Annotated in this window: 20 protein-coding genes; 9 read left to right on the plus strand and 11 right to left on the minus strand. The window is 51.8% G+C overall.

What is annotated here, in order from left to right:
* Positions 1-177 precede the first annotated feature (177 nt).
* The 4 genes from BKD14_RS19325 (at position 178) to cysW (ending at position 3358) form a co-directional block, all read left to right on the plus strand.
* Positions 178-321: a hypothetical protein gene (locus BKD14_RS19325; RefSeq protein ID WP_156831379.1), complete on the plus strand. Its 144-nt coding sequence runs from the start codon at positions 178-180 to the stop codon at positions 319-321.
* 249 nt (positions 322-570) lie between these two features.
* A complete protein-coding gene (cysP, locus tag BKD14_RS11935; protein WP_075656250.1) occupies positions 571-1581 on the plus strand; it encodes a thiosulfate ABC transporter substrate-binding protein CysP in 1011 nt (336 codons plus the stop codon).
* 78 nt (positions 1582-1659) lie between these two features.
* A complete protein-coding gene (cysT, locus tag BKD14_RS11940; protein ID WP_075656252.1) occupies positions 1660-2502 on the plus strand; it encodes a sulfate ABC transporter permease subunit CysT in 843 nt (280 codons plus the stop codon).
* Positions 2486-3358, plus strand: coding sequence for a sulfate ABC transporter permease subunit CysW (gene cysW / locus BKD14_RS11945; protein ID WP_225684924.1), 873 nt, complete (start codon positions 2486-2488; stop codon positions 3356-3358). Before cysT ends, cysW begins: the two co-directional genes overlap by 17 nt.
* Before the next feature lie 66 nt (positions 3359-3424).
* Here the strand turns inward: cysW and BKD14_RS11950 are convergent, their stop codons facing one another.
* From BKD14_RS11950 to BKD14_RS11965, 4 genes are all read right to left on the minus strand, one after another.
* Positions 3425-4216 carry an ABC transporter permease gene (locus tag BKD14_RS11950; RefSeq protein WP_075656254.1) on the minus strand — a complete coding sequence of 264 codons (792 nt, stop codon included), beginning with the start codon at positions 4214-4216 and terminating at the stop codon, positions 3425-3427.
* On the minus strand, positions 4213-5406 hold the full coding sequence (locus BKD14_RS11955; protein WP_139316408.1) for an ABC transporter permease: 1194 nt from the start codon (positions 5404-5406) through the stop codon (positions 4213-4215). The genes BKD14_RS11950 and BKD14_RS11955 overlap by 4 nt, the downstream gene beginning before the upstream one ends.
* The gene (locus BKD14_RS11960; RefSeq protein WP_022709861.1) at positions 5403-6497 is read right to left on the minus strand and encodes an ABC transporter ATP-binding protein; all 1095 of its coding nucleotides are present in this window, start codon (positions 6495-6497) and stop codon (positions 5403-5405) included. The genes BKD14_RS11955 and BKD14_RS11960 overlap by 4 nt, the downstream gene beginning before the upstream one ends.
* Before the next feature lie 277 nt (positions 6498-6774).
* Positions 6775-7788, minus strand: a complete 1014-nt coding sequence (locus tag BKD14_RS11965; protein WP_028233375.1) for an ABC transporter substrate-binding protein — start codon at positions 7786-7788, stop codon at positions 6775-6777.
* Between the two features lie 645 nt (positions 7789-8433).
* Between BKD14_RS11965 and BKD14_RS11970 the strand changes: the two genes are divergently transcribed.
* Positions 8434-9288 (plus strand): branched-chain amino acid aminotransferase, encoded by an 855-nt coding sequence (locus BKD14_RS11970; RefSeq protein ID WP_075656257.1) that lies wholly within the window; start codon positions 8434-8436, stop codon positions 9286-9288.
* 57 nt (positions 9289-9345) lie between these two features.
* Here BKD14_RS11970 and BKD14_RS11975 read toward each other — a convergent pair whose 3' ends face one another.
* The 4 genes from BKD14_RS11975 to BKD14_RS11990 all read right to left on the minus strand — a co-directional run bounded on the left by BKD14_RS11975 (position 9346) and on the right by BKD14_RS11990 (position 15574).
* A complete protein-coding gene (locus BKD14_RS11975) occupies positions 9346-10296 on the minus strand; it encodes a YbhN family protein (RefSeq protein ID WP_022709857.1) in 951 nt (316 codons plus the stop codon).
* A gap of 173 nt (positions 10297-10469) precedes the next feature.
* Positions 10470-12251, minus strand: a complete 1782-nt coding sequence (gene ybaL / locus BKD14_RS11980; RefSeq protein ID WP_075656259.1) for a YbaL family putative K(+) efflux transporter — start codon at positions 12249-12251, stop codon at positions 10470-10472.
* 255 nt (positions 12252-12506) lie between these two features.
* Positions 12507-15041: a protein translocase subunit SecD gene (secD, locus tag BKD14_RS11985; RefSeq protein WP_075656261.1), complete on the minus strand. Its 2535-nt coding sequence runs from the start codon at positions 15039-15041 to the stop codon at positions 12507-12509.
* A gap of 143 nt (positions 15042-15184) precedes the next feature.
* A complete protein-coding gene (locus BKD14_RS11990) occupies positions 15185-15574 on the minus strand; it encodes a hypothetical protein (RefSeq protein ID WP_075656263.1) in 390 nt (129 codons plus the stop codon).
* A 543-nt stretch (positions 15575-16117) separates the two neighbouring features.
* Here BKD14_RS11990 and BKD14_RS11995 point away from each other — a divergent pair.
* From BKD14_RS11995 to BKD14_RS12005, 3 genes are all read left to right on the plus strand, one after another.
* On the plus strand, positions 16118-18460 hold the full coding sequence (locus BKD14_RS11995; RefSeq protein WP_170265286.1) for a mechanosensitive ion channel domain-containing protein: 2343 nt from the start codon (positions 16118-16120) through the stop codon (positions 18458-18460).
* Positions 18461-18688: 228 nt separating this feature from the next.
* On the plus strand, positions 18689-18934 hold the full coding sequence (locus BKD14_RS12000; protein WP_225688483.1) for a hypothetical protein: 246 nt from the start codon (positions 18689-18691) through the stop codon (positions 18932-18934).
* Between the two features lie 373 nt (positions 18935-19307).
* A complete protein-coding gene (locus BKD14_RS12005; protein ID WP_075656267.1) occupies positions 19308-21818 on the plus strand; it encodes an FAD-dependent oxidoreductase in 2511 nt (836 codons plus the stop codon).
* A gap of 114 nt (positions 21819-21932) precedes the next feature.
* Here BKD14_RS12005 and BKD14_RS12010 read toward each other — a convergent pair whose 3' ends face one another.
* On the minus strand, positions 21933-22931 hold the full coding sequence (locus BKD14_RS12010; RefSeq protein ID WP_022709850.1) for a GlxA family transcriptional regulator: 999 nt from the start codon (positions 22929-22931) through the stop codon (positions 21933-21935).
* A gap of 588 nt (positions 22932-23519) precedes the next feature.
* On the opposite strand from BKD14_RS12010, the gene BKD14_RS12015 reads away from it, so the two are divergent.
* The gene (locus BKD14_RS12015; protein WP_075656425.1) at positions 23520-23654 is read left to right on the plus strand and encodes an entericidin A/B family lipoprotein; all 135 of its coding nucleotides are present in this window, start codon (positions 23520-23522) and stop codon (positions 23652-23654) included.
* 180 nt (positions 23655-23834) lie between these two features.
* On the opposite strand, the gene BKD14_RS12020 is transcribed toward BKD14_RS12015, so the two are convergent.
* Together BKD14_RS12020 and BKD14_RS12025 are read right to left on the minus strand one after the other, a co-directional pair.
* Positions 23835-24890 carry a glycine betaine/L-proline ABC transporter ATP-binding protein gene (locus tag BKD14_RS12020; protein WP_075656269.1) on the minus strand — a complete coding sequence of 352 codons (1056 nt, stop codon included), beginning with the start codon at positions 24888-24890 and terminating at the stop codon, positions 23835-23837.
* Positions 24880-25770, minus strand: a complete 891-nt coding sequence (locus BKD14_RS12025) for a proline/glycine betaine ABC transporter permease (RefSeq protein WP_075656271.1) — start codon at positions 25768-25770, stop codon at positions 24880-24882. Before BKD14_RS12025 ends, BKD14_RS12020 begins: the two co-directional genes overlap by 11 nt.
* Positions 25771-25830 lie beyond the last annotated feature (60 nt).

A 25830-nucleotide genomic window follows, 5' to 3' on the forward strand; every position in this document is an offset into this window, starting at 1 on the left:
TTAACGGAATGTTAATTCTGGAGCATTTCCAGTTTATCTTGATCACAGGAAATGCTCTGTCTCTTTGTTTCTGCGCGTATCTTACCCGAAAACCGTTTCACACTTTTTGGGAAACGCTGGCAATCTGACAATACAGGAGTGTTATTCATGGCTCTATTTCAGTCTCTGAAGGGAATAATGAAGCAGCGCGGTCAGGCGTTTCAAAAATTCTGGCAGGAAATCTCTCAGGACGAGAAGACCATTGAGCGCCGACGCCAAAGCCGCCTTGCACCTAACCAATCCGAAAAGTTCGGCTGCTGGCGTCACCGCGGTATTTGGTAAAACCTTCCGCAAAGTGCGATTTTTCAAGCATGTTCCGGAAATCAAATTGCGTCATATGAATGTTCGCTAGCAAAATCTTGCTCATTCTTTTTCTGACGTATCATAGATTTCTGATTTTGTTTCTAAAAGTAAATTATCTATTTAAATCAATAATTTAGTATTGATTTCATGTGGCTGCTGCTTAATCTTTGGAGCTATAGATAACTCCAATCATTTGCCTCAGGCAAAGACACAGGCGGCGGGTATTTCATGAAAAAACTTCTGTTAGCGGCCGGGCTTGTGCTCGGTTTGGGAACTTCTTTGACTGCGGCACAGGCTGAGGATCCGAAAGAAATCCTCAATGTCTCTTATGACATTGCCCGCGAGCTGTATGAGCAGGTCAACACAGCCTTTATTCCGGTGTGGAAAGAGCAGACCGGTGAAACACTCACCGTCAATCAGTCTCATGCCGGTTCCTCCAAACAGGCCCGTTCTATTCTCGAAGGGCTGGAAGCCGATATCGTGACCTTTAATCAGGTGACAGATGTGCAGGTGCTGCATGACAAAGGCAATCTGATCCCTGCGGACTGGCAGAGCCGTCTGCCGAACAATTCCTCGCCTTATTATTCACTCCCAGCGTTTCTTGTGCGTGCAGGCAATCCGAAGCAGATCAAAAACTGGGACGATCTGGTGCGCGAAGACGTACAGGTGATTTTCCCGAACCCGAAAACCTCCGGCAATGCGCGCTATACCTATCTGGCGGCAACCGCCTATGCGCGTGAAGCATTTAACAAGGATGATGCCAAGGTTCGTGAATTCATTACCAAGCTGTTCAAAAATGTTCCGGTGTTTGATACCGGCGGACGCGGTGCGACTACCACTTTCACCGAGCGCGGTATTGGCGATGTTCTGGTGACATTTGAAGCCGAAGTGCTGGGTACTCAGAAGCTGCTGGGCAAAGATAAATATGAAGTCGTCGTACCGCCAATCAGCCTGCTGTCCGAGTTTCCGGTGACAATCGTTGATAAGGTTGTCGATAAACGCGGCTCGCGTAAAATCGCTCAGGCCTATCTCGATTTCCTCTATGCACCACAGGGGCAGGAAATTCTCGCAAGCAATTTCAACCGTGTGCATGACGCTGCAACCATTGAAAAGCACAAAGCCAATTTCCCTGAGGTGAAACTGGTGCGTGTGGAAGATGAATTTGGCGGCTGGGCAAATGTGACCAAAGAGCATTTTGCTGAAGGCGGTATTCTGGATCAGCTGTTCACGGGCAAATAACGTGACCTGAAAATGACAGCCGGTGCGTCCTCAAAGGCGCGCCGGCTTTTCCCGTATCTCATACAGAGCAGACCGGTTATGAAAAGACCAATCTTTAAAGTCAGAAAAACAGTGATGCCGGGCTTTGGCATTACAATGGGCTGTACGCTGCTTTATCTGACGGTGATTGTGGCTCTGCCGCTTTTTGCTCTGATTATGAAAACGGCCAGTCTTGGCTTTGTTGATTTCTGGGCGATTATCAGTTCGCCACGCGCTGTGGCGACATTCAAGCTGACCATACTCACCTCTGCCGCCGCGACGGTGTTTAATGCTCTGTTTGGTCTGCTGATGGCATGGGTTCTGGTGCGTTATGAGTTTCCGGGCAAGCGCCTGCTGGATGCTGCTGTTGATTTGCCTTTTGCGCTGCCGACCGCCGTTGCCGGTCTGGCTCTGGTAACTGTTTTATCGAAGAATGGCTGGATCGGGCAATATACTGAACCGCTTGGCCTGTACCTGGCCTATACCCCTGCGGGCATTATAATCGCGATGGCCTTTACCAGTATTCCTTTTGTTATCCGCACGGTACAGCCGGTACTTGAGGATCTGAATCATGATGTGGAGGAGGCGGCGGAGACGCTTGGTGCCAATCCGTTGCAGGTTTTTGCTCATGTGATCTGGCCGATGATCCTGCCTGCTTTTCTGGCGGGCAGTGCTTTGTCCTTTGCACGTGGTTTGGGCGAGTTTGGAGCGATTGTTTTCATCTCTGCCAATCTGCCGTTTAAAACCGAAGTGACTTCGCTGCTCGTTTTTGTACGGCTGGACGAATATGAATATCCGGCAGCGGCGGCTCTGGCGATGGTGATGTTGCTGATGGCTTTTGCCATGCTGCTGATAACCAATCTGATGCAGGCACGGCAGCTGCGCTATGCGGAGCGAAACTGATATGGCGATTTTGGCTTTTCCTGCTTTAGCTTCTGAAAAAACTTCACCGCAGTTTCGACGCAGACTTTGGGGGCGACGTTTCCTGATCGGGCTGGCCGTTGTGCTGTCGCTGATCGTGCTCGGCATTCCGATGGCTGTGATTTTTTCTGCAGCCTTTGGCAGCGGGATGGGGCGCTTCTGGGCAGAAATTACCAAGCCGGATACGATGCATGCGGTATGGCTGACTATGTTGACGGCGATTGTGGTTGTGCCAATCAATATGGCTTTCGGTGTCTGCGTGGCATGGCTGGTCACACGTTTCCGCTTTCCGGGGCGGCGTTTGCTGATCAGCTTTATCGAAATACCGTTTTCGGTATCGCCGATCATTGCCGGTACAGCCTATCTGTTTCTCTATGGTGCGCAGGGGATGCTGGGGCCATTGCTGGAGAGTTATGATCTCAAGATCATGTTCACCGTTCCGGCGATTTTTCTGGTCAGCCTGTTTGTAACGAGCCCTTTTGTTGCCCGCGAGCTGATCCCGCTTATGGAAATGCAGGGCGGTGAGGATGAAGAGGCGGCATTGTCACTTGGTGCCAGTGGCTTGCAAACCTTCTTCTATGTGACGCTGCCGAATATCAAATGGGCACTGCTCTATGGTGCCGTGCTGTGTAATGCACGGGTTATGGGCGAGTATGGTGCGACATCTATCGTGTCTGGTGCCATTCGCGGTAAAACCAACACGCTGCCTTTGCAGGTTGATCTGCTGTTTCAGGATCAGAACACAGTTGGCGCATTTGCCGCGGCTTCAACTTTGGCGGTACTGGCTTTGCTGACACTGGTGCTGAAAGTCTGGCTGGAACGCAAACAAGTTGATTAAAAAAATAGAGAAGCCGCCTCTGAAATTGATTCAAAGGCGGCTTTTATCTTTTTGTAATTGTTTATTTTATTGCGGCTGCGCAGCTGCTTTACGCTGTGTCAGGATCATCACCAGTGCAATCAAGATTGTACCGACAATGAAAACGAATGCAGCGGCGGCAATAGCCGGACTGATATTCTCACGGATGGTCGAGAACATCTGTCGTGCCAATGTGCGCTGGTTCGGACCTGCGACGAACAAAGTCAGCACCACTTCATCCAGCGAGGTTGCGAAAGCAAAGACCGCACCGGAAATAATGCCGGGCTTTGCCAGCGGCAGTGTTACTTTTTGCAGGACTATATGGGGCGGTGCTCCAAGACTCGCAGCCGCCTGTTCCACGCGCCGGTCAACACTTTGCAGCACAGCCAGCACATTGATGACCACGAATGGTACTGCCACAACCGTATGGGCGATAATTACGCCGATATAGGAGTTGAGCAGGTCATATTGCGCAAACATCAGCTGCATGCCCACGCCGAGCACCACAGCAGGTACGACCATCGGCAGCAGAAACACTGTTTTGATCGAATTGAACACGAAGGAATACTGATTGCCGCGCAGCCCCAGCGCTCCGACGGTGCCCAGTACTGTTGCCAGTGCCGTGGTGCCGACAGAGATAATCAGGCTGTTGATGATCGACCTGCGCCATGCGTCCGCCTGCACCAGTTCCTGAAACCAGCGTGTGGAATAGCCTTCCATCGGATAGCCGAGCAACGCCCCGCTGGTGAAGGCCAGTGGCAGGATTGCCACCAGCGGTGCCAGCAGGAAGAATACGACCGCTGCGCCAAACAGAAGTTTGAGGAGTTTGAAGCCGTTCATGAACGTACCTCCTTCTCGGTCGAGAGACGCATATAGATCGTATAGAGCAGAATGGTTGCAATCAGCAGAACCATGCCGAGCGCACCGGCCATGCCCCAGTTTGCAGCGCCCATTGCGTAGAACGCGATGACCGAGCTGATGAGCTGGTCTTTAGCGCCGCCGATGAGAGCAGGGGTGATGTAATAGCCAAGCGCTGTCATGAAGACGAGCAGCGAGCCGGAGACCACGCCGCGCATAATCAATGGTAACAGCACATGAAAGAAAGAACGCAGCGGATGTGCGCCGAGTGAAGCGGCGGCTGGCATCAGATTTTTCGGAATGCCAATCAGCACACTGAACACCGGCAGCACCATGAAGGGCAGCAGCACATGGGTCATGGCGATAATTACGCCGGTACGGTTGAAGATCAGTGCCAGCGGTTCGCTGGTAATGCCGATTGCGATCAGCGCATTATTAATCAGCCCCTGATCCTGCAACAGGATGAACCATGCGGCCGTACGTACCAGTAGCGAAGTCCAGAGTGGCAGCAGTACTGCACCGAGCAGTAGCTGGCGTTTCCAGCCTTCAACAGAGGCTGCAACCATAGCGAACGGAATGCCGATGAGAATGCAGGCAATGGTAACGCTGAGTGCAGTGATGAAGGTACGCACCATAATGGTGACATTGGCAGAGGCATCGGATGGCAGAGAGCGGATTTCACCGGAGATGTCGCGCTCCATATCCACAGCAGCCAGCAGATTACGGTCTGTCAGCGTGGTTGAAGCCGCTGAAGCAATGGCCTGCCAGTATTGCTGTTCGCCCCATTTCTTGTCGATGGTGACGAGATCAATCTGGGCATAATCAACCGGCTCTTCAAGCTTGGTCAGCTGATTGCGGGTTTTGCTCATCAATGTGCGGAAGCCGGGTTGCGCACTGTTGAGGCGGCGCACAAGATCACCGAAGAGCTGGGCATCATCATTGTTGCGGATATCTTCCGCCAGTGCGGCTTTCATTTCCGGTGTCGGCGGTGCTTCCGGATTCCAGTCGCTGACAGCCTGTGCCGTGAGCGGCAGCGCTTTAGCGGCAACCGGATCGGATATGGCCTCTTTCATCATCGTCACCAACGGAATGATGAAAAAGACCAGCAGGAACAAAGCCAGCGGTGCCACCAGTGCGAAAGATTTCAGCCGTTGTCGTTGCAGTTCATTCATGCCGCCACCTGAGAATTACGGGCAGGAACTGCAATCGGCCAGCAATCCGCAGGCAGGAAAGATAAGGTGACCGGATCACCGGCTTTCAAATTATGGAAACTGCGGTCGGCCTTGGTGACAAGGCTCTGGCCTGCAAAATCCAGCGCTACACGCAGATGGTCGCCATGATAGACAATATCGCTGACGGTTGCTGTCAGATGATTGGCGGCACTTTCCTCTGTATTCAGCCGCACGCGCTCAGGCCGCAGCGACAGGCGGATATCCTGACCGGCATGGAACGGTGCTTCGGCGTCTACACGGATATCCTGACCATTGTTCAGGCGGATCTGGGTTTCGCCATTGTGGATGCCGGAGACTTTACCGTCGATCAGATTGGTTTCACCGATAAACTCCGCAACAAATTGTGTGGCCGGATGGTCGTAAATCTGTGACGGCGTGCCAATCTGCTCAATCTTACCGCGATTGAACACGGCAATGCGGTCGCTCATAGTCAGCGCTTCGGACTGGTCATGGGTCACGAAAACAATGGTCAGGCCGAGACGATGATGCAATTCGCGGATATCGAGCTGCATCCGTTCGCGCAATTGCTTGTCGAGCGCGCCGAGCGGCTCGTCCATCAACACCACTTCCGGTTCAAAAACCAGAGCACGTGCCAGTGCCACACGCTGTTGCTGGCCGCCGGAAAGCTGCGAAGGTTTGCGCTCCAGCATGGTGCCAAGCTGCACCATATCCAATGCACGCTTCACACGATCCTGCATTTCAGACTTGGATAGCCCGCGCATTTTCAGCGGGAAAGCCACGTTTTCGGCAATGGTCATATGGGGAAACAATGCGTAGTTCTGAAACACCACGCCCATATTGCGCTTATGCGGCGGGAGCTGATCGATACGCTTGCCGTCCACGCTGACCGTGCCGCCGGTAGGGCGCTCAAAACCGGCCAGCAGCATCAGCAAGGTGGTTTTGCCGGAACCGGAAGGCCCGAGCATACTGACAAACTCACCTTTGCCGATGGTTAAATCCAGATTATCTACAACTGTCAGGGAGCCGAATGCTTTGCTCACCTTGTCAAAATGAATGAAGGGATTATTCACGCGTAAAACCTCGAATGGAGCGAAGCACCGTCAGACCGTTTTCGGGAGTCAAACAGGACAGTGTTTGCTGTTGTCTGCTGCGGGGCGGCAACAGGAAATGCGCTTTTGAATCGAATGACTGCCGTGCAGTCGGGGAAACGATGACTGCTTAACAGTCAGGAAAATTAAGCTGCGAAGTGCAGCCGTTCCGGAGAATTTGCATCCTTACGGGGGAAGGTATGCAAATTCCGGAACAACTGCATAACCGGTCACATGATTGCCGGTCTTTGACTTCAGCTTACTGGGCAAGCCATGCGTTGAAACGCTGGTTCAGGCTTTCAGAATTATCTGTCCAGAATTCCACGCCAATGGCTGCTGCATCGGTCATATTGGCCGGTGTGGTCGGCAGATCTTTGCGGTATTTTTCGTCAACGAATTTATCGGCTTCGATATTCGGCAGACCATAGGTGATATATTCAGGCAGTTTGGCCTGATTGTCGGCCTTGCTGGCGAAAGCGATGAAATCCATCGACTCTTTCGGGAAAGGCGTGCCTTTCATGATTGCCCAGCTGTCGACGGCATAGATGCTGCCCGGCCAGACAAAGCCGAAATTCTTATTCTCGGTGCGGTTGAGTGCATTGATACGGCCATTATAGACCGAGGCCATTACCACTTCACCGGAAGAGAGCAGCTGTACCGGCTGCGCACCGGCTTCCCACCACACGATATGCGGCTTGATTTCATCGAGTTTTTTGAAGGCACGATCCACACCTTCCGGCGATGCCAGCACATCATAAACATCTTTCGGAGCAACGCCGTCAGCAATCAGCGCAAATTCAAGAGAATATTTGGCGCTTTTGCGCAAAGAGCGTTTGCCCGGGAATTTTTTCACGTCCCAGAAATCAGCCCATGATTGCGGGGCATCTTTCATCGTGTCGCCATTATAGGCGATGCCGGTAGACCAGACGATCGCGCCGACGCCGCAATCATGAACCGCTGCCGGAATGAATTTATCTTTGCCGCCGAGCTGTTCCCAATTGATATTTTCATAAATACCGTCGGCACAGCCAAGCTCAAGCTCCTCAGCTTCAACCTGCACCACGTCCCAGTTGGTTTCACCGGCTTTGACTTTGGCTTGCAGAACGCCGTAGCCGCCATCCCAGCTCTCATCGAGAACCGGTTTGCCCAGCTCTTTGGCAAAAGGTTTGAAATAAATTTCGCGCTGTCCGTCCTGATAGCTGCCGCCCCAGGAGACAACTGTAAGGTCGCGTGCCTGAGCAGAACCGGCTGCGAGAGCCAGACCGCCGAGCATGGTGCAGGCCGTGAATGCAATATGCGTAAGCTTCATTGATTATTCCCCACAGTTTATTGTTATGAAATTTGTTGCAACAAGTTTTCCATAGGAAATGCAGGGGGGCAATAGCTGATTGTGCAGTTGCCATACAATTAATGTCGCATAGTGCAGGTACTAATTTAGCATTGTGACAATGTTGAATGAGAGCCTTTGCGGCAGCTCCTGCGCAAAGAGCATGAAGCATTTCTGCAGCCTCATTGCAGGGAAATGGTCTTGAAATCATAAAACCACAGTAAGAATGATGTGTGTTTTCCTTGGCTTGAAAAGGCTGACTTCCGTTTACGTCACACAGATATATTACAGTCCGGAAATGGCGGAGTTGATGCGTTTTAGGAATGATTTTGTGTTTAAAATGTATGGACTGCTGATTTTACTGAGGCTTCCGCGCACCGGAATAAATTAAAAAAATAGTTTTTATCTTTGGGGAGTTGCACTTCCCTGAGAGGATTTTAATGTGGTTCTGCGTTGCTGACGCTGCCACCTTGCCGGAGATTGCTGATAAACTCAGCCGGTTACGGACAAATGCAGCTGGTCGCCACGGGCCGGATTTTGCTTGCAGCAGACTGCCGGATTTCAAATTTGATTCGCATATGGAGAAGTGACATGGGCCAGATTGGTCGTAGCTGGACATTTTATAAAGGCAAATGGCATGAAGGCGATGTGCGCATTCTCGGCGCGTCATCACAGGCAACATGGCTTGGTTCGCTGGTTTTTGACGGTGCACGCGGTTTTGAAGGTGTGATCCCTGATCTGGATCGTCATTGCGCACGCGTTAACCGCTCCGCAGAGGCACTCGGCCTGAAACCGACGAATACGCCTGAAGAAATCATGGAACTGAGCCGTCAGGGCATGACAAAATTCGGCGAGAATGCTGCGGTCTATATCCGTCCGATGTATTGGGCGGAAGAGGGCGAAGCCAATGTGGTTCTGCCTGCTGCCGAAAGCACGGATTTTGCGCTGTGTCTGGAAGAAATTCCGATGGGCGAGCCAACCGGTTTCACCATTACCACCACACGTTTCCGTCGTCCGACAATTGAGACCATGCCGCTGGATGCCAAGGCTGCCTGCCTCTATCCGAATAATGCCCGCATGATCCGTGAAGCCCGTGCCAAAGGCTTCGGCAATGCGCTGGTTTGCGATATGCTGGGTAATGTGGCCGAGCTGGCATCTTCCAATGTGTTCATGGTGCGCGATGGTGAAGTGTTTACACCTGCGCCAAACGGCACATTCCTCAACGGTATTACCCGTCAGCGCGTAATCGGTCTGCTGCGTGATAATGGTGTGTCTGTAACGGAAACCACGCTGAAGGTTGAAGATTTCCGTGAAGCCGATGAGATTTTCTCAACCGGCAATCATTCCAAGGTTGTGCCGGTGATCGGCTTTGACGACAAGCAACTGAGCTATGGTCCGGTTGCGCAGAAAGCCCGCAAACTCTATTGGGACTGGGCGCATTCGTAAGAGTGTCATCCCTTAACGAAAAAGCCGCGAAACTTAAGTTTCGCGGCTTTTTTGTTTTCAAGACTTGATATCAAGTTTGCGTTTTTTGGAGAATTCACTCTTCTCAAAAATCAGCACGACAATCAGAGAGATACCGAACGGTATCAGCAGATAGAGCAGGCGGAAGACAATCAGCGCCGCCAGCACATCGGCCGGATTGAGATTTGGCAGGCCGGTGATGAACAGAAACTCCAGAACGCCGAGACCGCCCGGTGCATTGGAAATCAGAGCTGCCGAGAATGAGATCAGGAAAATACCCAGCACAATCAGAAAGCCCGGATGGTTCACTTCAGGCAGAGCGAAATAGATGATGCCAGCGGCGCCGATCAGTTCCAGAGGGCCGATCAGCAACTGCCATGACACAACGGACAGGCGCGGATAGGATAGCTGGAATTTTGAGCCGATGCGCAAAGGCCGCAATTGCATGAAGCTGCCAAATACATAAAGCGCAACCAATACGAGAATGACGACACCGGCAGCTATTGCGAGGCTTTCAGGAATATCATTGTTAAAGCGCTGAAGCAGCTCCGGCTCAACGAGCAGAACAATAGCACTGAGGATCAGCGTGCCGAGCGCAAAGGTGAAAGAGCAGAAACCGACCAGAACGGCAACTTCCGCACCGGAAAGACCTTTGGAAGAATAGGCACGGTAGCGGACAACCGCACCGGAAATAACCGAAGCACCGATATTATGGGACAGGGCATAAGCAGTGAAAGAGCACAGGCTGATAAACAGCCATGAGATTTTTTTGTGCAGATGCTTGAGCGCGATGCGGTCGTAACCGGCCAGCGCCATATAGGAAAGCAATGCACAGGAAGCACTCAGCAGCCATTGTTTCAGGGTAATCGCCGCGAGACTGTCAATTACATCCTCAAGAGAAATGCTGCGCAGTTCATTATACAGAAGCCATACGGATACAATAACCGCGCCGATGCCGATTGTCGGCCAGATGTAATCTTTCCATTTCATCTATCAGATGACACCCTTTTGTTGTTGGTGTGGTCACACAAGTCATCACCGGAATTCCGTCTTTTAAGGGCGGATGTCTGCTGATTGATTCCACATCACTCATTTGTAACAGGTATTCACATGTTGTCAGTTTTTATACTTCGTCACTTTTAACGATTTTTATGTCTTAATCATTAATTTATGGAACTTAAGGGTTCTTCAGGTGAAGTTTCTGTCAAGTTTTTTACATAATCTGTCTTTGTCCCGGAAATTTTTCCGAGAATGCCGCGGGCAATTTCTTCTTCTGCCAGAATAATCGTACCAATCCCGAGATCACGCAGATAATCAGCTTCGACCACCGATTCAGCACGGGCAATAATATGCAGGGACGGATTGATCTGGCCGGCCTGCGCAATAACACGCGCTGTCTCAAATGCATAAGGCAGAGCGAGGATCAGGCATTGTGCATCTGCAAGACCGGCTCTGGCCAGTGCATCTGCATCGGCGGCATTGCCGAGAATAACTTCGACACCTGTTTCACGTAATTCTGTGGCTGGTTTCTCGGCATTCTCAATCACGACGAGCGGGCGCTTTTCTTCAATCAGTCTGGCTGCAACACGCGAGCCCACCTCACCATAACCGGCAATGATCGTGTGGCCGGTCTGTGTGGTTGTATAGGTGCTGAATGCATCTGCCGCGCTGTTTTCGTCATCAGCGTCGAGATCTGTGACATCTGCTGATTGTTTCGCTCCAAGCTTTCTTTCAATAAACGGGCGCAGTTTTTCAAAGCCGATAAAGACCAGCGGATTACAGAGAATGGAAAGAATAGCACCGGCCAGCACCAGATCGCGTGCTTCCGGCGGCATGATTTTCAGCGATACGCCAAGACCGGCCAGAATGAATGAGAATTCACCGATTTGCGCAAGGCTGGCGGAGATGGTCAGTGCGGTACCCGTCGGATGTTTGAACGCGCGCACAATAAAAAAAGCGGCAGCGGATTTTCCGATCATAATAATCAGCAATGTCGCCAGCAGGGACAGAGGATTATTAATCAGCACCATCGGATCGAACAACATGCCGACCGAGACAAAAAACAGCACCGCAAATGCATCACGCAGCGGCAGGGATTCCTCGGCAGCCTGATGGCTGAGTTCTGATTCACTCATCACCATACCGGCAAAAAATGCACCCAGTGCCAGTGAAACGCCAAACAGGTTGGCAGCGCCAAAGGCCACGCCAAGCGCAATGGCCAGCACACCGAGGCGGAAGAGTTCACGCGAGCCGCTGGCGGAAATCACCTCAAGCACCCATGGCACAACTCTTTTGCCGACAATCAGCATCAGTGCAATGAAGACCGCGATTTTGATCAGTGTCAGCAGGATAATACCGGTAATGCCAAGCCCCAGATACGAAGCAATCGGGTCTGACGGAACCGTGCCGGAATTGCCATGTAAAAGACCGGCAATGGCTGGCATCAATACGAGTGTCAGCACCATGACCAGATCTTCAACAATCAGCCAGCCGACGGCAATGCGGCCGCGATCGGTTTCCATCAGGCGGCGTTCCTGCATAGCGCGCAGCAGCACAACGGTCGATGCAGTGGAGAGTGCCAGACCAAAAACCACAGAGCCGGTAAGATCCCAGCCGATAATCAGGCCGAGGCCGGTGCCAAGAGCGGTTGCGGCAAAAATCTGCGCCAGCGCTCCCGGAACCGCGATGGCTTTGACCGACAACAGTTCCTTGACGGAGAAATGTAGGCCGACACCAAACATCAGCAGGATGACGCCGATTTCAGCAAGCTGCAGTGTCAGTTCCTGATCGGCAACAAAACCCGGAGTGTAAGGGCCGCAGAGAACACCGGCGAGGAGATAACCCACCAGCGGAGAAATGCGCAGGCGATTGGCGATAGCCCCGAACAGAAAGGCCAGACACAGACCAACAACAATCGTAGCGATCAGGGGAGTGTCGTGAGGCATAGCGGCTTGTCCTTATAAAACCAAAGTCCGTTGAGTGAAACTCAGTGGACTTTGGTTAAGCCCGAGTGGCGATTGAACTTTCCAAGGCGTGATGCGCAGCATCTCATCGCCTTGCGATAAGCGTCTTTTGCCGTTTGTCTCAACTGCAATATCGGCGGAATTATGCAGGTTCAGAAAAAGGGCAATAGGAAAAATGGAGAGAAGAAGCGTGGAGTATCGCGCGGCAAAAATGCCGCGCGATTGTTTGAAGCCGGATTATTTGGCTGCGACTGCGTCGTCTGTCTCGCCGAGGCCGCGCTTATGGGTACGCTCCCACCAGGTGCCGAGCAGCATCAGGATCGGTGCTGCAATGAAGATCGACGATGTGGTTGCAATGAACACACCAAACAGCATCGGGATTGCGAAGTTCTCAACCGCGCTGCCGCCCCAGATTGCCATCGGAAGAACAGCAAGGAAGGTACAAAGCGAGGTATAGATACAACGGGCGAAAACCTGATTGATACTCAGATCAATGATTTCACGCAGCGGCTTGGCCTTATACATACGCATATTTTCACGCATACGGTCATAGACCACCACCTTATCATTGACCGAGTAACCGACCAGTGTCAGCACGGCCGCAATCGCTGTAAGGTTGAAGTCGAGCTGGGTGATGACGAAGAAACCGACCAGCTTGGTGGTATCAAGAACCAGCGTGGCAATCGCACCCACGGCGAAATACCATTCAAACCGCCACCAGAGATAGATCAGCATCGCACCGGCAGCCAGTACCAGAGCGATAAAGCCGGAACGTGCAAGCTCGCCGCTGACCTTTGGACCCACGACTTCTGTACGCTCGATCTTCACATCCTTGTCGATCGACTGAACAGCTTCACGAACCTTGTTAACCGCAACGGTCTGCGCTTCTTCACCACCATCCTGACGCTGAACGCGGATCAGAACATTTTCTGGGCTGCCGGCATTCTGCAATGCGACTTCACCCAGACCAAGTCCGCCGAGCGAGGAACGCAATTGTCCCAGATCAGCCGGTTGGGATGTGGTGATTTCAACCTGAATACCGCCGGTAAAGTCGAGACCGTAATTCAGACCTGGTTTGAAGAACAGGAACAGCGAGGCGACCGACAGAACCACAGATACCAGAATCCCGAAATAACGGGCTTTCATGAACTGGTAATTGGTGTTTTCCGGTGCAACACGAACCCAAGGTTCAATCTGCAGAACCTTCAGCTTACGGCGGCGGACAGACCATGCCATGATGATGCGAACGACCGAAACAGCCGTGAACATGGAAATAGCGATACCGAGCATCATGGTGATAGCGAAGCCGCGAACAGGGCCGGTACCGAACATGAACAGCAGAACGGTTGCAATCACCGAGGTGACGTTGGCGTCAACAATGGTTGAATAAGCGGAGTTGAAGCCTTTATCGAGCGCAGCCATAGCGCCCATGCCTTTTTTGGTTTCTTCCCGAATACGCTCGTTAATAAGAATATTCGCATCCACAGCAATACCAATACTGAGGATAACACCGGCAATACCGGGCAGGGTCAGCGTTGCCCCAATCAGGGTCAGTGCCGCAAAGGTCAGAACAATATTCAGAAGCAGCGCGAAATTCGCGATCATACCCCAGAAACCGTAGAGCATGACGATGAATGCGGCGACCAGAATAAAGCCGAGAATACCGGTATAGACACCCATTTTAATGGCATCGCCGCCGAGATCCGGACCAACGGTACGTTCTTCAATAACTGTCAGCGGCGCAGGCAATGCACCGGCACGCAGCAGGGCGGACAGAACCACGGTATCTTCAACAGTGAACTGACCGCTGATCTGGCCGGAGCCACCGGTGATCGGCTCACGGATTGTCGGTGCAGACAGAACCTTGTCATCAAGAACGATAGCGAAAGGACGGTTCACGTTCTTTGTGGTGATTTCAGCGAACTGACGGGCACCCTGACTGTCAAAGCGGAACGAAACAATCGGCTCGTTTGAGCGCTGGTCAAAACCGGCGCGCGCATCGGTCAGGCGTTCGCCGCTGAGTGCGACCTGATCTTCGATCGGATATTTAATGTCCGGATTTTTGGAATCTTCCATAATCGTGACGCCCGGAGGCGGCGGGCTGTTCGGATCTGCATCCGCAACCATATGGAAGGCCATTTTAGCCGTTGAACCCAGCAGCTGACGCAGCTGTGTCGGATCCTGCAGACCCGGCAACTGAACCACGATACGGTCACTGCCAACGCGCTGGATGGACGGTTCGGAAACACCGACCTGATCCACACGCTGACGGATGATTTCAAGGCTCTGGGTGAGGGCGCTGTCGAGACGGTAGTTGAAACCGGCTTCTGTCAGCGACAGACGGATCTGTTCGCCTGGCGTTGTCACATCAATATCATTGATCGGTGTGCCGAAACCGCTGGACGATACAGGATTAATCAGGGTTTTCAGTGCTGTTACCGCACGGTCACGCTGCGCAGTATCGGCAATATTGACCAGAACCGCATCGCCGGCCACACGAATGGACTGTGGCTGAATGCGTTCTGAGCGCAGCTTGCTGCGTGCATCATCCAGCAATGTACGCAGACGGTCTTTTTTCAGACCGGCAGCATCCACTTCAAGGACGAGATAGGAACCGCCGCGAAGATCAAGCCCGAGTGTAACCTGATTTTTCGGGAACCAGCCGGGCATATTTTCCAGCTGTTGCTTGGTAAAAACGTTCGGCAGGGCAATGAATATGCCCGCCAGAATGATGAGACTGTAAAGATATACAGCCCATTTGGGTGTACGCATGAGAGTAATCCGGTCCGATTGTTTGCGGCAGGAATGGCTATATTCAGACAGACCGTGCCGTAATGCAGATGGAAATCATAAGACCTGTCAGACAAATAAAGTCCAATAGGGCTTATTTTAAAAGAACTGCCGGAAAGCAGAATTTAAATTTGGAAGAAAGCAGGCGGTGCGCGGGCGCGGATAGCGCTCCGGCGGGCATCTGTCTGCGGGTTATGCTGAATGCGCAGAACGGATGCGGAAATGAAAGCTGCCAGAAGGGCAAATAATGCAGGCACAATGAAAGTGCCGTCAGCACTGAAAGGCAGAGCCTTGCTGCTGAAATATAGCGCAGGGGTAAGGATTGCCCGAACCGGCGCTGTCAGCGTGCTGTTCGGTGCGCGCCCTGAAGGATCAGTGGTCTGAACGCTTTGGCGATCCTGCACCAGTGCTGCAGTCTGATAGCTGATTGTGTTTTGATCACCGGCAGTAATTAATGCCGATTGCAGAGCCAGCAGTCCGGACAGAAACCACAGCAGGCCGAAAGAATAAAGCACAGTGCGAAGAGACAGCCTGTGCTGTTCCTGTCGTGCTTTCCCCGTTATCGCGCTGCAAAGTCTGGATCTGAAAATTGTTCCGGCTCGCTTTTGTCCTGATTTGCGAAAATCATGTCTGACTTGCGTAAATTTGCAGAAGGTCTCCGGCTTATGCAAAAATACTGTTTCATCTCATTAACCATTCAGCATCTTAATCACAAGGAAAATAGCTGACATGACACGGCTTTGTTGCATTTTACCGACAAAAAACAGCTATGTCTGCTGACGACCTGCACGAGAAGATAAACAATTTCTCTGTGACATGAAGCTGTGGCCTTAATCTTATTTGCGCCTATATTGTGCATAAGAAAGCAGCGTTTGCGCCCATTTATTTCTATGCTGTTATTTGTGGATTGACGGCTCTGAAAAAGCCCCGGAAAAGTCAATAATATGAATCGGAAGCAGCAGTTTATTGAGAGACAGATTTTGAAACTCCTATCAGCAATCTCCTTAAGGTTTTTATTGTGCTTTGTATTGCTGATATCGGGCATTGCTGCAGGGAGCGTGACCGGAAACGGCTGGGATATGGCTCAGGCGCAATCCGTGTCGCAAAATCTGGCAGCGCAGCAAAAGACGATTGTCGAGGACTTGCGCGTCCAGATTGATGAAATCGGCAAAACTCTCGATAAATCCAAAAGCAATGATGAAACGCTGGCCAATATTAAGGTCAAGCTTGAGGGAATTTCCAAAAAGCTTCTCGATGCCGGTCTCGCATTTCGCCCGCGTCTGAGCGAAATCAATTCCCGCCTTGACCAGATGGGGCCTCCGCCTGCGGAAGGTAAGCCTGCTGAATCCGAAATTGTTGCGACTGAGCGGGAGCGGCTGACAGCAGAAAAGGCCGAGATCAATACGGTTCTCGGCTTTACCGAAGATGCATCGGTACAGGCCAATCAGCTGATTGAGAAAATCGGCTCCATGCGCCGTGACCTGTTTACGCAGACCCTGTCTCAGCGCGTTGATATTAACACGGCGCTGGTGACCGAGGTTATCAATGCGGCCGGTTATGAAACCAAGACATTCTATTATCTGCTGAAATCATGGTGGGATTTCACGCTCTATCCGCGCCTGTGGACATTGCTTGGTGTTTTGGCGATTTCTGTTATTCCGGCATTGCTTATTCACTTAAGTGCAAGGCGCTGGCTCGCCGATCTTTATGAGCGCGATCCGCTGGAGGACAGGCCGAGCTATCTCAGCCGCTTGTCCGTTGCCTTCTGGTCAACAGTCATTCCGTCCGTGGCGATTGTCGTGTTTCTGGGGCTGGTCTATGTGTTGTTCCAGCGTTTCGATCTGCTGCGGCCTGATGTGGCGCAGTTGCTGGCTGCCTTATTTTCTCTTTTCTGTGTGGTGCTGTTTATTTACCGGCTGGCACGGGGCGTGCTTAGTCCCGATATGCCGAACTGGCGTCTGTTGCCGATTGCACCGAAGCCCGCGCAAATCCTGATCTGGTTGCTGACAGCCGCTGCAATTACGCAGAGTATTGAATATTTTCTGGAAATTCTGAATGGCGTGATGTCCTCGCCCTTGTCTCTGACCGTGGCGAAAAGTGTGATCGGCACAGCAATGGTTGGTGCTCTGCTGCTGGCGATTGCCTTCCTGAAACCAATTCAAAATCCGAGAACCGGTGAATTGCGCGAATGGCCGAAACTCACCAAGATCATTCTGATCGTGCTGGGACTGGTACCAATTTGCGCTGCGATTTTTGGTTATATCGGTCTTGCCCGTTTTGTGGCGCAGCAGATTGTGGTGACAGGTGCATTTATCGTCACCATGTATCTCGGTTTTCTGACAGCCCGCGCCATTACCCATGAGAAAGCCTTTGCCAATACCAGTCTCGGACGGAAGTTGCGGGACAAGTTTAATGCCAATGAGGCCACGCTGGATCAGCTGGGGCTGCTGGCGGGTATCGTCATTAATCTTATCGTCCTGCTGATTGGTGTGCCGCTGGTTCTGATGCAGTTCGGCTTCCAGTGGTCGGAAATGAGCACGAGTTTCGTGCGGATTATGACCGGTTTCCAGATCGGCAATTTCTCGATTTCGCTGCTGAGCATTCTGACCGGTATTGTGCTGTTCATTATGGGCTATTTCCTGACACGGTTGTTCCAGAACTGGCTGGACGGCAGTGTCATGGCACGCGGGCGTATTGATCCGGGTGTGCGCAATTCCATCAAAACCGTGGTCGGCTATGTCGGTCTGGCTTTATCGGGGCTGCTTGGTATTTCTGCTGCCGGTATCAATCTCTCCAGTCTTGCGCTGGTCGCCGGTGGTCTTTCGCTTGGTATCGGTTTCGGTTTGCAGAATATTGTCTCGAACTTTGTTTCGGGTCTGATCCTGCTGGCTGAACGGCCGCTGAAGGTCGGCGACTGGGTGCAGACAGGCACTGTCAGCGGTTTTGTGAAAAAGATCAGCGTGCGTGCAACGGAAGTGGAAACCTTCCAGCGCGAGACGATTATTGTGCCGAACTCGACGCTGATTAATGACAATGTCGGCAACTGGACACATCGTAACAAACTTGGTCGTTCCGATATGCAGCTTCTGATCGGGTATCGTACCGATGTGCGCCGAATTCAGGCAATGCTGTTTGAAATTGCCAAAGAAACGCCGCTGGTTCTGAAAAATCCGGAGCCGATGGTGTTCTTGATTAATATGACCGAGCTGGTCAGCAGCAATATGATGATGCGCTTCGAGATCCGTATTTTTCTGGCTGATATTACCAGCGCTCTCGGTGTACGCAATGAATTGCAATTCACGATTGTTGAGCGGTTTGCAGCAGAAGGGATCAGTGTGATGCCTTTGCCGTCTCCGATTCCTTTGCCTGAGCCGCATGTAAATTCAGAAGAGGTCGCTTAGAGCTGGTCATGAAGGAAATGCCAGAAAGTTGTTCGATTCTTGTCTGGATTAAGCTTTAATTAACTTCTCATTCAGTTGCGGTTCATCGGCAATGATTATAAATAAGGCCATGAAATGATGCGGTGCAGACTAAAATGTGACTGACACAGAGATTGAAACCGCAGTGAAGTTCAGAGTTTGAGGAGTGCTATGGTGAATATGAAAAAAACCGGATTTGGCAGCCTTGTTATGATTGCAGGCATTCTGGCCGGATCAGCATCTGCTTTGGCAGCATCCGTCCTGAACAGCGACAGCACAGCACAGACGCTTGTGGTGACGGAAGGTTCTTCCAAGCAGCAGGTGACAGTGCAGCCCGGTGAAACAGTATCAATCTGCCCGAGCGGCTGTTTTGTGACCTTTCCGAACGGCGACCGCGAGGCGCTGACGGGCAATGAGGCCATCACAATTCTCAATGGCGGCGGTACGCATAAATAACCGCTTCAAAGCGACTGATTTTTTTAAAGCCGCAATGGTCACAACCGTTGCGGCTTTTTCTTATGCTTAAAGCAGCAATCCTTGTTTTGACATTGCCTGCGCGGGTGAATTTACACTGCGGAGAGGTCGCGTCGCGGCGCTTTTCGGCTGTGTCGCAAACAGACCTTACAAGTCACTGAACTGACAGCATAGTAAGCGCAATCTGCTTTGAAACACCGGAAGAATGGTGCGCCTCAAGGTGGGAGATTTGCGCCCTGCCACGTTATGACCGCACCGGATAAAGGGGCTGAAATAACAGGCTGTATCAGAATGTTGCAGTGCCGGACCGCTTCAGAACAAGACGCGGCATTGCCGGTTCAGAGGATGAAGTTTCATGAAGACCCATGCCCGTGCGGTGGTTATTGGTGGCGGTGTGGTAGGCGTGTCAACGCTCTATCATCTGGCGAAGAAAGGCTGGGCAGATTCTGTGCTGATCGAGCGCAAAGAACTGACCTCCGGCTCGACATGGCATGCGGCGGGGCTTTTGCCTCTGTTTAATCTGAGCTATTCGGTCGGGCAGATTCACAAATATTCCGTCAAATTCTATCAGGAACTGGAAAAAGAGACCGGTCTGAATGTCGGTTTCAGTAAGTGCACCAATATTCGCTTAGCGCGCACCAAAGACCGCTGGGACGAATATATGTATTATGCCGGTGTGGCAAAGACCATTGGCGTGCCGGTGAATATTCTGACGCCGGAACAGGTCAAAGAAGTCTGGCCGCTGGCGGAAACGGACGGTATTCTCGGTGCGATCCAGCATCCGGATGACGGTTATATCCAGCCTGCCGATCTCACACAGGCGCTGGCGAAAGGTGCCCGCGATATGGGTGCTACGATTTATCGTTACACCACCGTGACCGGTATTGAACAATTGCCGGACGGTAAATGGTTGGTGAAGACCGACAAGGGCGATATTACCGCTGATCACGTTGTGTCCGCTTCCGGCAGTTTCGCTGCGAAAACCGGCAAGATGGTCGGCCTGACTGTACCGGTTGTGCCGGTCGAGCATCAATATATTGTCACCGAGCCGCATCCGGCAATCATGGAACGCAAATCGAAAGGCCTGCCGGAAATGGGCGTGCTGCGCGAGAGTGACAGCTCATGGTATATGCGTGAGGAAAATGGCGGGTTGTTGCTCGGGCCTTATGAAATCGGCGCGCCGGTCTGCTATCGGGACGGCCCGTCCGACGAGAGCGAATATGAGCTGTTTCAGGAAGATCTCGAACGCCTGATGCCATATATTGAAACCGCAATTGCGCGTGTTCCTGCCTTTGGCGAGGTGGGGATCAAGAAAGTTTATAATGGTGCGATTGCCTATACGCCGGATGGTAATCCGATTATCGGTCCTGCACCGGGGTTGCAGAATTTCTGGCTCAATGAAGGCCATTCCTTTGGTGTGACTGCTGCGGGTGGTGCCGGCTGGCAGCTGGCCGAATGGATTGTCGAGGGCGAACCATCCATTGATATGATGGGCGTCGATCCGCGCCGTTTCGGCCCTTATGTGACTGAAGGCTATCTTAAAGAAAAAGCGGAAGAAGCCTATGCTGATGTTTTCACTGTGCATTATCCTGATGAGGAACGCACGGCTGCGCGTCCGCTGAAGCGCTCGCCGTCCTATGACCGCCAAAAGGCTTTGGGCGGTGTGTTCGGTTCCGTCTATGGCTGGGAGCGTGCCAACTGGTTTGCACCGGAGGGCTATGGCATTGATGTTGCATCGCTGGATAAGCCGGATGTGCTGCTGAACCATAATCATCCGGAGCCGGATGCCAATGGCAAAGTTCAGGAACTCTGGTCGTTCCGCCGCTCGAATTATTTCGAACATGTCGGCAATGAAGTGAAGAATGTCACCAACAATGTCGGCCTGCTGGATATGTCACCTTTCGCCAAGATGGAAGTGACCGGTTCCGGCGCGCGCCAGTGGCTGGAAAGCATTCTCGCCAATCGTGTGCCGAAGAAACAAGGCCGCGTGGCACTGAGCCATATGCTGACACCGCAGGGTGGCGTGCAGAGCGAATTCACCGTCTATGAGTGGAAACCAAACAGCTTCTATCTGGTGTCCGCCGGTGCCTATGAGAATATCGATCATGATTATCTCTATAAGCTGGCACCGAAAGACGGTTCGGTTATTCTGCGTCCGATCACCCAGAAATATGGTGTGCTGGTTCTGGCTGGGCCGAATAGCCGAAAAGTCTTGCAGAAACTGACCCGCACCAGCCTGTCCAATGAAGACTTCCCTTGGCTGACAGGTAAGGAAATCAGTGTCGGCACTGCAACCGCCCATGCATTGCGCGTCAACTTTGTTGGCGAGCTGGGATGGGAACTGCATCATCCGATTGAACAGCAGAACACGATCTATGATCTGGTGATGGAAGCCGGTGCTGAATTCGGTATCAAGCCGTTTGGTATCCGCGCCATGCTGTCGATGGGGATTGAAAAATCCTATCGTCTGATCCCGCGCGAAATGTCGGTGGAATATAATGCTTTTGAATCCGGTCTGGATCGCTTTGTTCATCCGAATAAAGGCGAGTTTATCGGCCGTGATGCAGCTGTGGCTGCCCGCGAAAAAGGTCTGCGCTGGAATTTTGTAACGCTGGAAATCCACGGTGTTGAGGATGCCGATGCCCGTGGTTCCGAGGCGATTTACAAAGACGGCAAGCTGGTTGGCCGCGCCACCAATGGCGGCTTTGCATGGCGTCTCAATAAGAGCATTGCACTGGCAATGGTAAAGCCGGAACATGCTGCAATCGGGACGGAACTGGAAATCAATATTCTCGGCAAAAACTACAAGGCGACGATCGTACCGGAATCGCCGTTTGATCCTGAAAATGAACGCCTGAGAGCTTAAAACTCTCCGTCATTGCAAAGACAAAATCACCGGCATTTCCTTTGAGATGCCGGTGATTTTTTATGGATTGAGCGCAAAATAAAAAGGCCGGTAAAACCGGCCTTTGCAGTGTTCTTAAGCAGCAATCAGCTGTTTTCTGTCGGCGCGTTCCTGCTGTGGTGAACGGCCGTAAAGTTCGCGATAGCATTTTGAGAAATGCGAGGCGGAGACAAAGCCGCAGGCAACAGCCACTTCAACCACCGGCATAGAAGACTGGATCAGCAGATGGCGGGCGCGGTCAAGACGGATTTCCAGATAATAGCGGGCAGGGGAACGCCCCATTTCCTGACGGAACAGGCGTTCAATCTGGCGGCGGGACAAGCCGACATTACCGGCAACATCCAGCAGTGACAGAGGTTCTGTGAGGCAGCCTTCCATCATCTCAATGATTGAGAGCACCTTGGAATTCTGTACGCCGAGGCGGGCACGCAGTGGCAGGCGCTGGCGGTCATGCGGTTTGCGTACGCGATCTGTCAGTGCCTGTTCGCAAATGCTGTTGACCAGATTTTCATCAAAATCATCGCCGATCAGTTTCAGCATCATATCCAGTGCCGCGGTGCCGCCTGCGCAAGTGTAGAGATTGCTGTCGATTTCAAACAGATCCGCATAGACCTCAGCCTTCGGAAAGGTTTCAGAAAAGCCGGGCAGATTTTCCCAGTGGATGGCGCAGCGTTTGCCGGAGAGCAGTCCTGCCGATGCCAGAATATGAGCGCCGGTGCACAGTCCGCCAACGGAAATGCCGCGATTATAGGATTCACGGAGCCATGCCAGTGCAGATTTATTCTGATAATTCTCTACATGGACGCCTGAACAGACAAATACCATGCTGGGGCGGTTCTCGCCGATCAGGTTGCGGCGTTCATCATCCAGCGATGTGTTTGCAGCAATTTCAATATCGCTGGATGCCATGACAGGTTTACCGTCTGCGGAGGCCAGCCGCCAGCGATAGGCTTCAAAACCGAGCATACGATTGGCAATGCGCAATGGCTCAATCGCCGTAGCAAAAGCAATCATAGAAAAATTCGGCACCAGAAAAAAGACAATAGACCGCTTAAGCCGTGCTTTATCATTCATGGCCATGTTCCCGCATTTTCAGAGCTGTCATGTCGTAAAACAAGATGCTCAATTATTAATTTGTGCAGATCAGATCGGGCCAGAGAAGAGCCGGGTTTATCCTTTAAGGTGCTTTTCCCGTAAAACACTCTCTGTTTTGTCTGAACCGCTTTGTATAGTTTGATCTCTGACAGGCCGGTTTTCTGTCCCACACAGACGGCGCAATCAGGATATCGGTATTGAGACATATTCTTTGGTCTTAGGGAAGTGCGGCCAAATGCCTGTCGCGAAATGGTAATTTTGTATCGAAAAATGGCGTGCAGACGCAAATTTTTTGTAATCTTAGAATTGGTGTAAAATGAAATTATGTCGCGAACGCTATATTGTTTGCGTCTCTTGATATTGTGCAAGGCACAGCCGGTAAGGCGCTCAATTATTTCCTGAATTATGTTTTAGTGATGCAACCAGAAAGGGGCGTTCCGCGTTCCTTGTCATGAAACTGTTCGTTTTCTGTCAGGAGTGATGCGGTTTTCTAAGGTTATTCTTTGGGAAAACGCCCCGTAACTGACAGGCGATCAGGTTTTGGTTCATGATTTGGGAGATATCTTGATGAAAACTTCTGTATTCGCCCCGCTTGTTATTGTTATCTGTGCGCTGTCGCTGGCCGCTTGTGCCAATACGGTGCGTGGTGTCGGTAAGGACGTGAAAGACACCGGCCGTGCTGTTCAGCAGACCATTGAGTAAATAAGCACACAAAATACTTTAAAAGCCTGCATTGAGGGATCAATGCAGGCTTTTGCTAGAGCATTTCACAGTCAAGCTGGATCAACTTGACGCCGGTGATAATGCGACCAAATAAAGAATTGAGACGCAAGCGCTATGATCCAATCTGGACGTAAACCGCTCTAGTTAAGCCTCTAAAGTTTAACGGCGTATCATCGCAGCCATAACCGAACTGACAGATGCCTGGCCGATGATGATGCCTTTTTCGCAGCACACATTGACCTGTTCAGTTTTTTCATCCACGAGCTTGCGCATTGCCTCTTCCAGCAGCGTATCAAAACGGATTACCGGCAGATTGGTGTCTGCACCTTGCGGGGGCGTCATAATCGTATCCACACGGATAACCCGCCCGCGATTGACCTCCTGCACAAAGCTTTCAATATAAGCATCTGCCGGATGAAGCACGATATCCTGACCTGTGCCTTGCTGAATAATTTCACCATCGCGCAAAATGGCAATCCGGTCACCCAGCCGCAAAGCCTCATCCAGATCATGCGTGATAAATACAATGGTCTTTTTGATCTCTTTTTGCAGATCGAGCAGCACAGATTGCATATCCACGCGGATCAGCGGATCAAGCGCGGAAAAGGCCTCATCCATGAGCAGGATCGGTGCATCATTGGTCAGCGCTCGGGCAAGTCCCACGCGCTGCTGCATACCGCCGGAAAGCTGGTTCGGATATTTTTCCTCAAAGCCTTTCAGGCCGACGCGTTCAATCCAGCGATGGGCTTCCTCCAACTGTCTGGCACGCGGCACCCCTTGTATCTCCAGTCCGTAGACGGTGTTTTCCAAAACTGTGCGATGAGGCAACAGGGCAAATTTCTGAAACACCATCGCGGTTTTGTGCCGCCGGAATGCGCGCAATTGCGCAGGCGTCATGGTGACCACATCTTCATCACCGACCAGAAGTTCACCGCTGGTCGGGTCAATCAGCCGGTTAATATGGCGGATAAGGGTGGATTTTCCGGAGCCGGACAAGCCCATCACCACCTGAATACAACCCGCAGGCATATCAATATTAATGTCGCGCAGCCCCAGAATATGACCATGCTTGTCATTCAGTTCTGCTTTGGTCATGCCTTCTCTGACAAGCTGCACATAGGCTTTCGGATCATGACCGAAGATCTTGTAGAGATTGCGGATGGAGATGCCGGCTGCAGGTGTCTCAGCCGTCGATACAGACGGATTATTGGCCATGCGTGATCTCCAGATGTTTCTGCAACCGTGCGCCATAGGCCTGACTGATGCGGTCAAAAATAATGGCAATACCGACAATGGCCATGCCGTTGAAAATACCCAAAGTGAAATACTGGTTGGAAATAGCTTTAAGCACCGGCTGTCCCAGTCCCTGCACGCCGATCATTGAGGCAATCACCACCATGGCCAGCGCCATCATGATTGTCTGGTTGATACCCGCCATAATAGTTGGCAAAGCCAGCGGTAGCTGCACATTTTTGAGCTTTTGCCACGGGGATGAGCCGAAAGCATCTGCCGCCTCCAGCACGTCGCGGTCAACCTGCCGGATGCCGAGATTGGTCAGGCGGATAATCGGCGGAATGGCGTAGATAACCACGGCAATCAGCCCCGGTACGCGGCCGATACCAAGCAGCATCACTACCGGAATGAGATAAACAAAGCTTGGCATGGTCTGCATAATATCCAGCACAGGGCTGATGACACTTTGCAGGCGGTTGGATTTGGCCATCAGAATGCCGGTCGGGATGCCGACGAGAATGGCGATAACCGTACAGACAAAAATCATCGAGATTGTCTTCATCGTATCATCCCACATGCCGAGATAGCCGATGATAAACAAAGTGATGACAGAGCCGATGGTGATTTTGATGCTGCGGCTGGAGAACCATGCGATTGCGGCAATGAGCAGTAATATGACCGGCCAAGGTGTGCCTGTCATAAAGCGTTCTGCTTGAATCAGAAAATATTGCAGCGGGTTGAAAAAGCCCTCAATGGCATCCCCGTAGGCACGGGTGAAGCTGCGGAATGTCTCGTCAATGGCTTTTTTGAGATTGGTAAGTGTCGCATTGTCGAGATTGGGAAAGCGGTACAGCCAGTCCATGAAGCGTCTGTTCTCCGATTTGCAACTCATTCAATTTCTTAAACACTCCCTGTCCGGCAT

Source organism: Pseudochrobactrum sp. B5 (assembly GCF_001939785.1).
GTDB classification, from domain to species: Bacteria; Pseudomonadota; Alphaproteobacteria; order Rhizobiales; family Rhizobiaceae; genus Pseudochrobactrum; species Pseudochrobactrum saccharolyticum.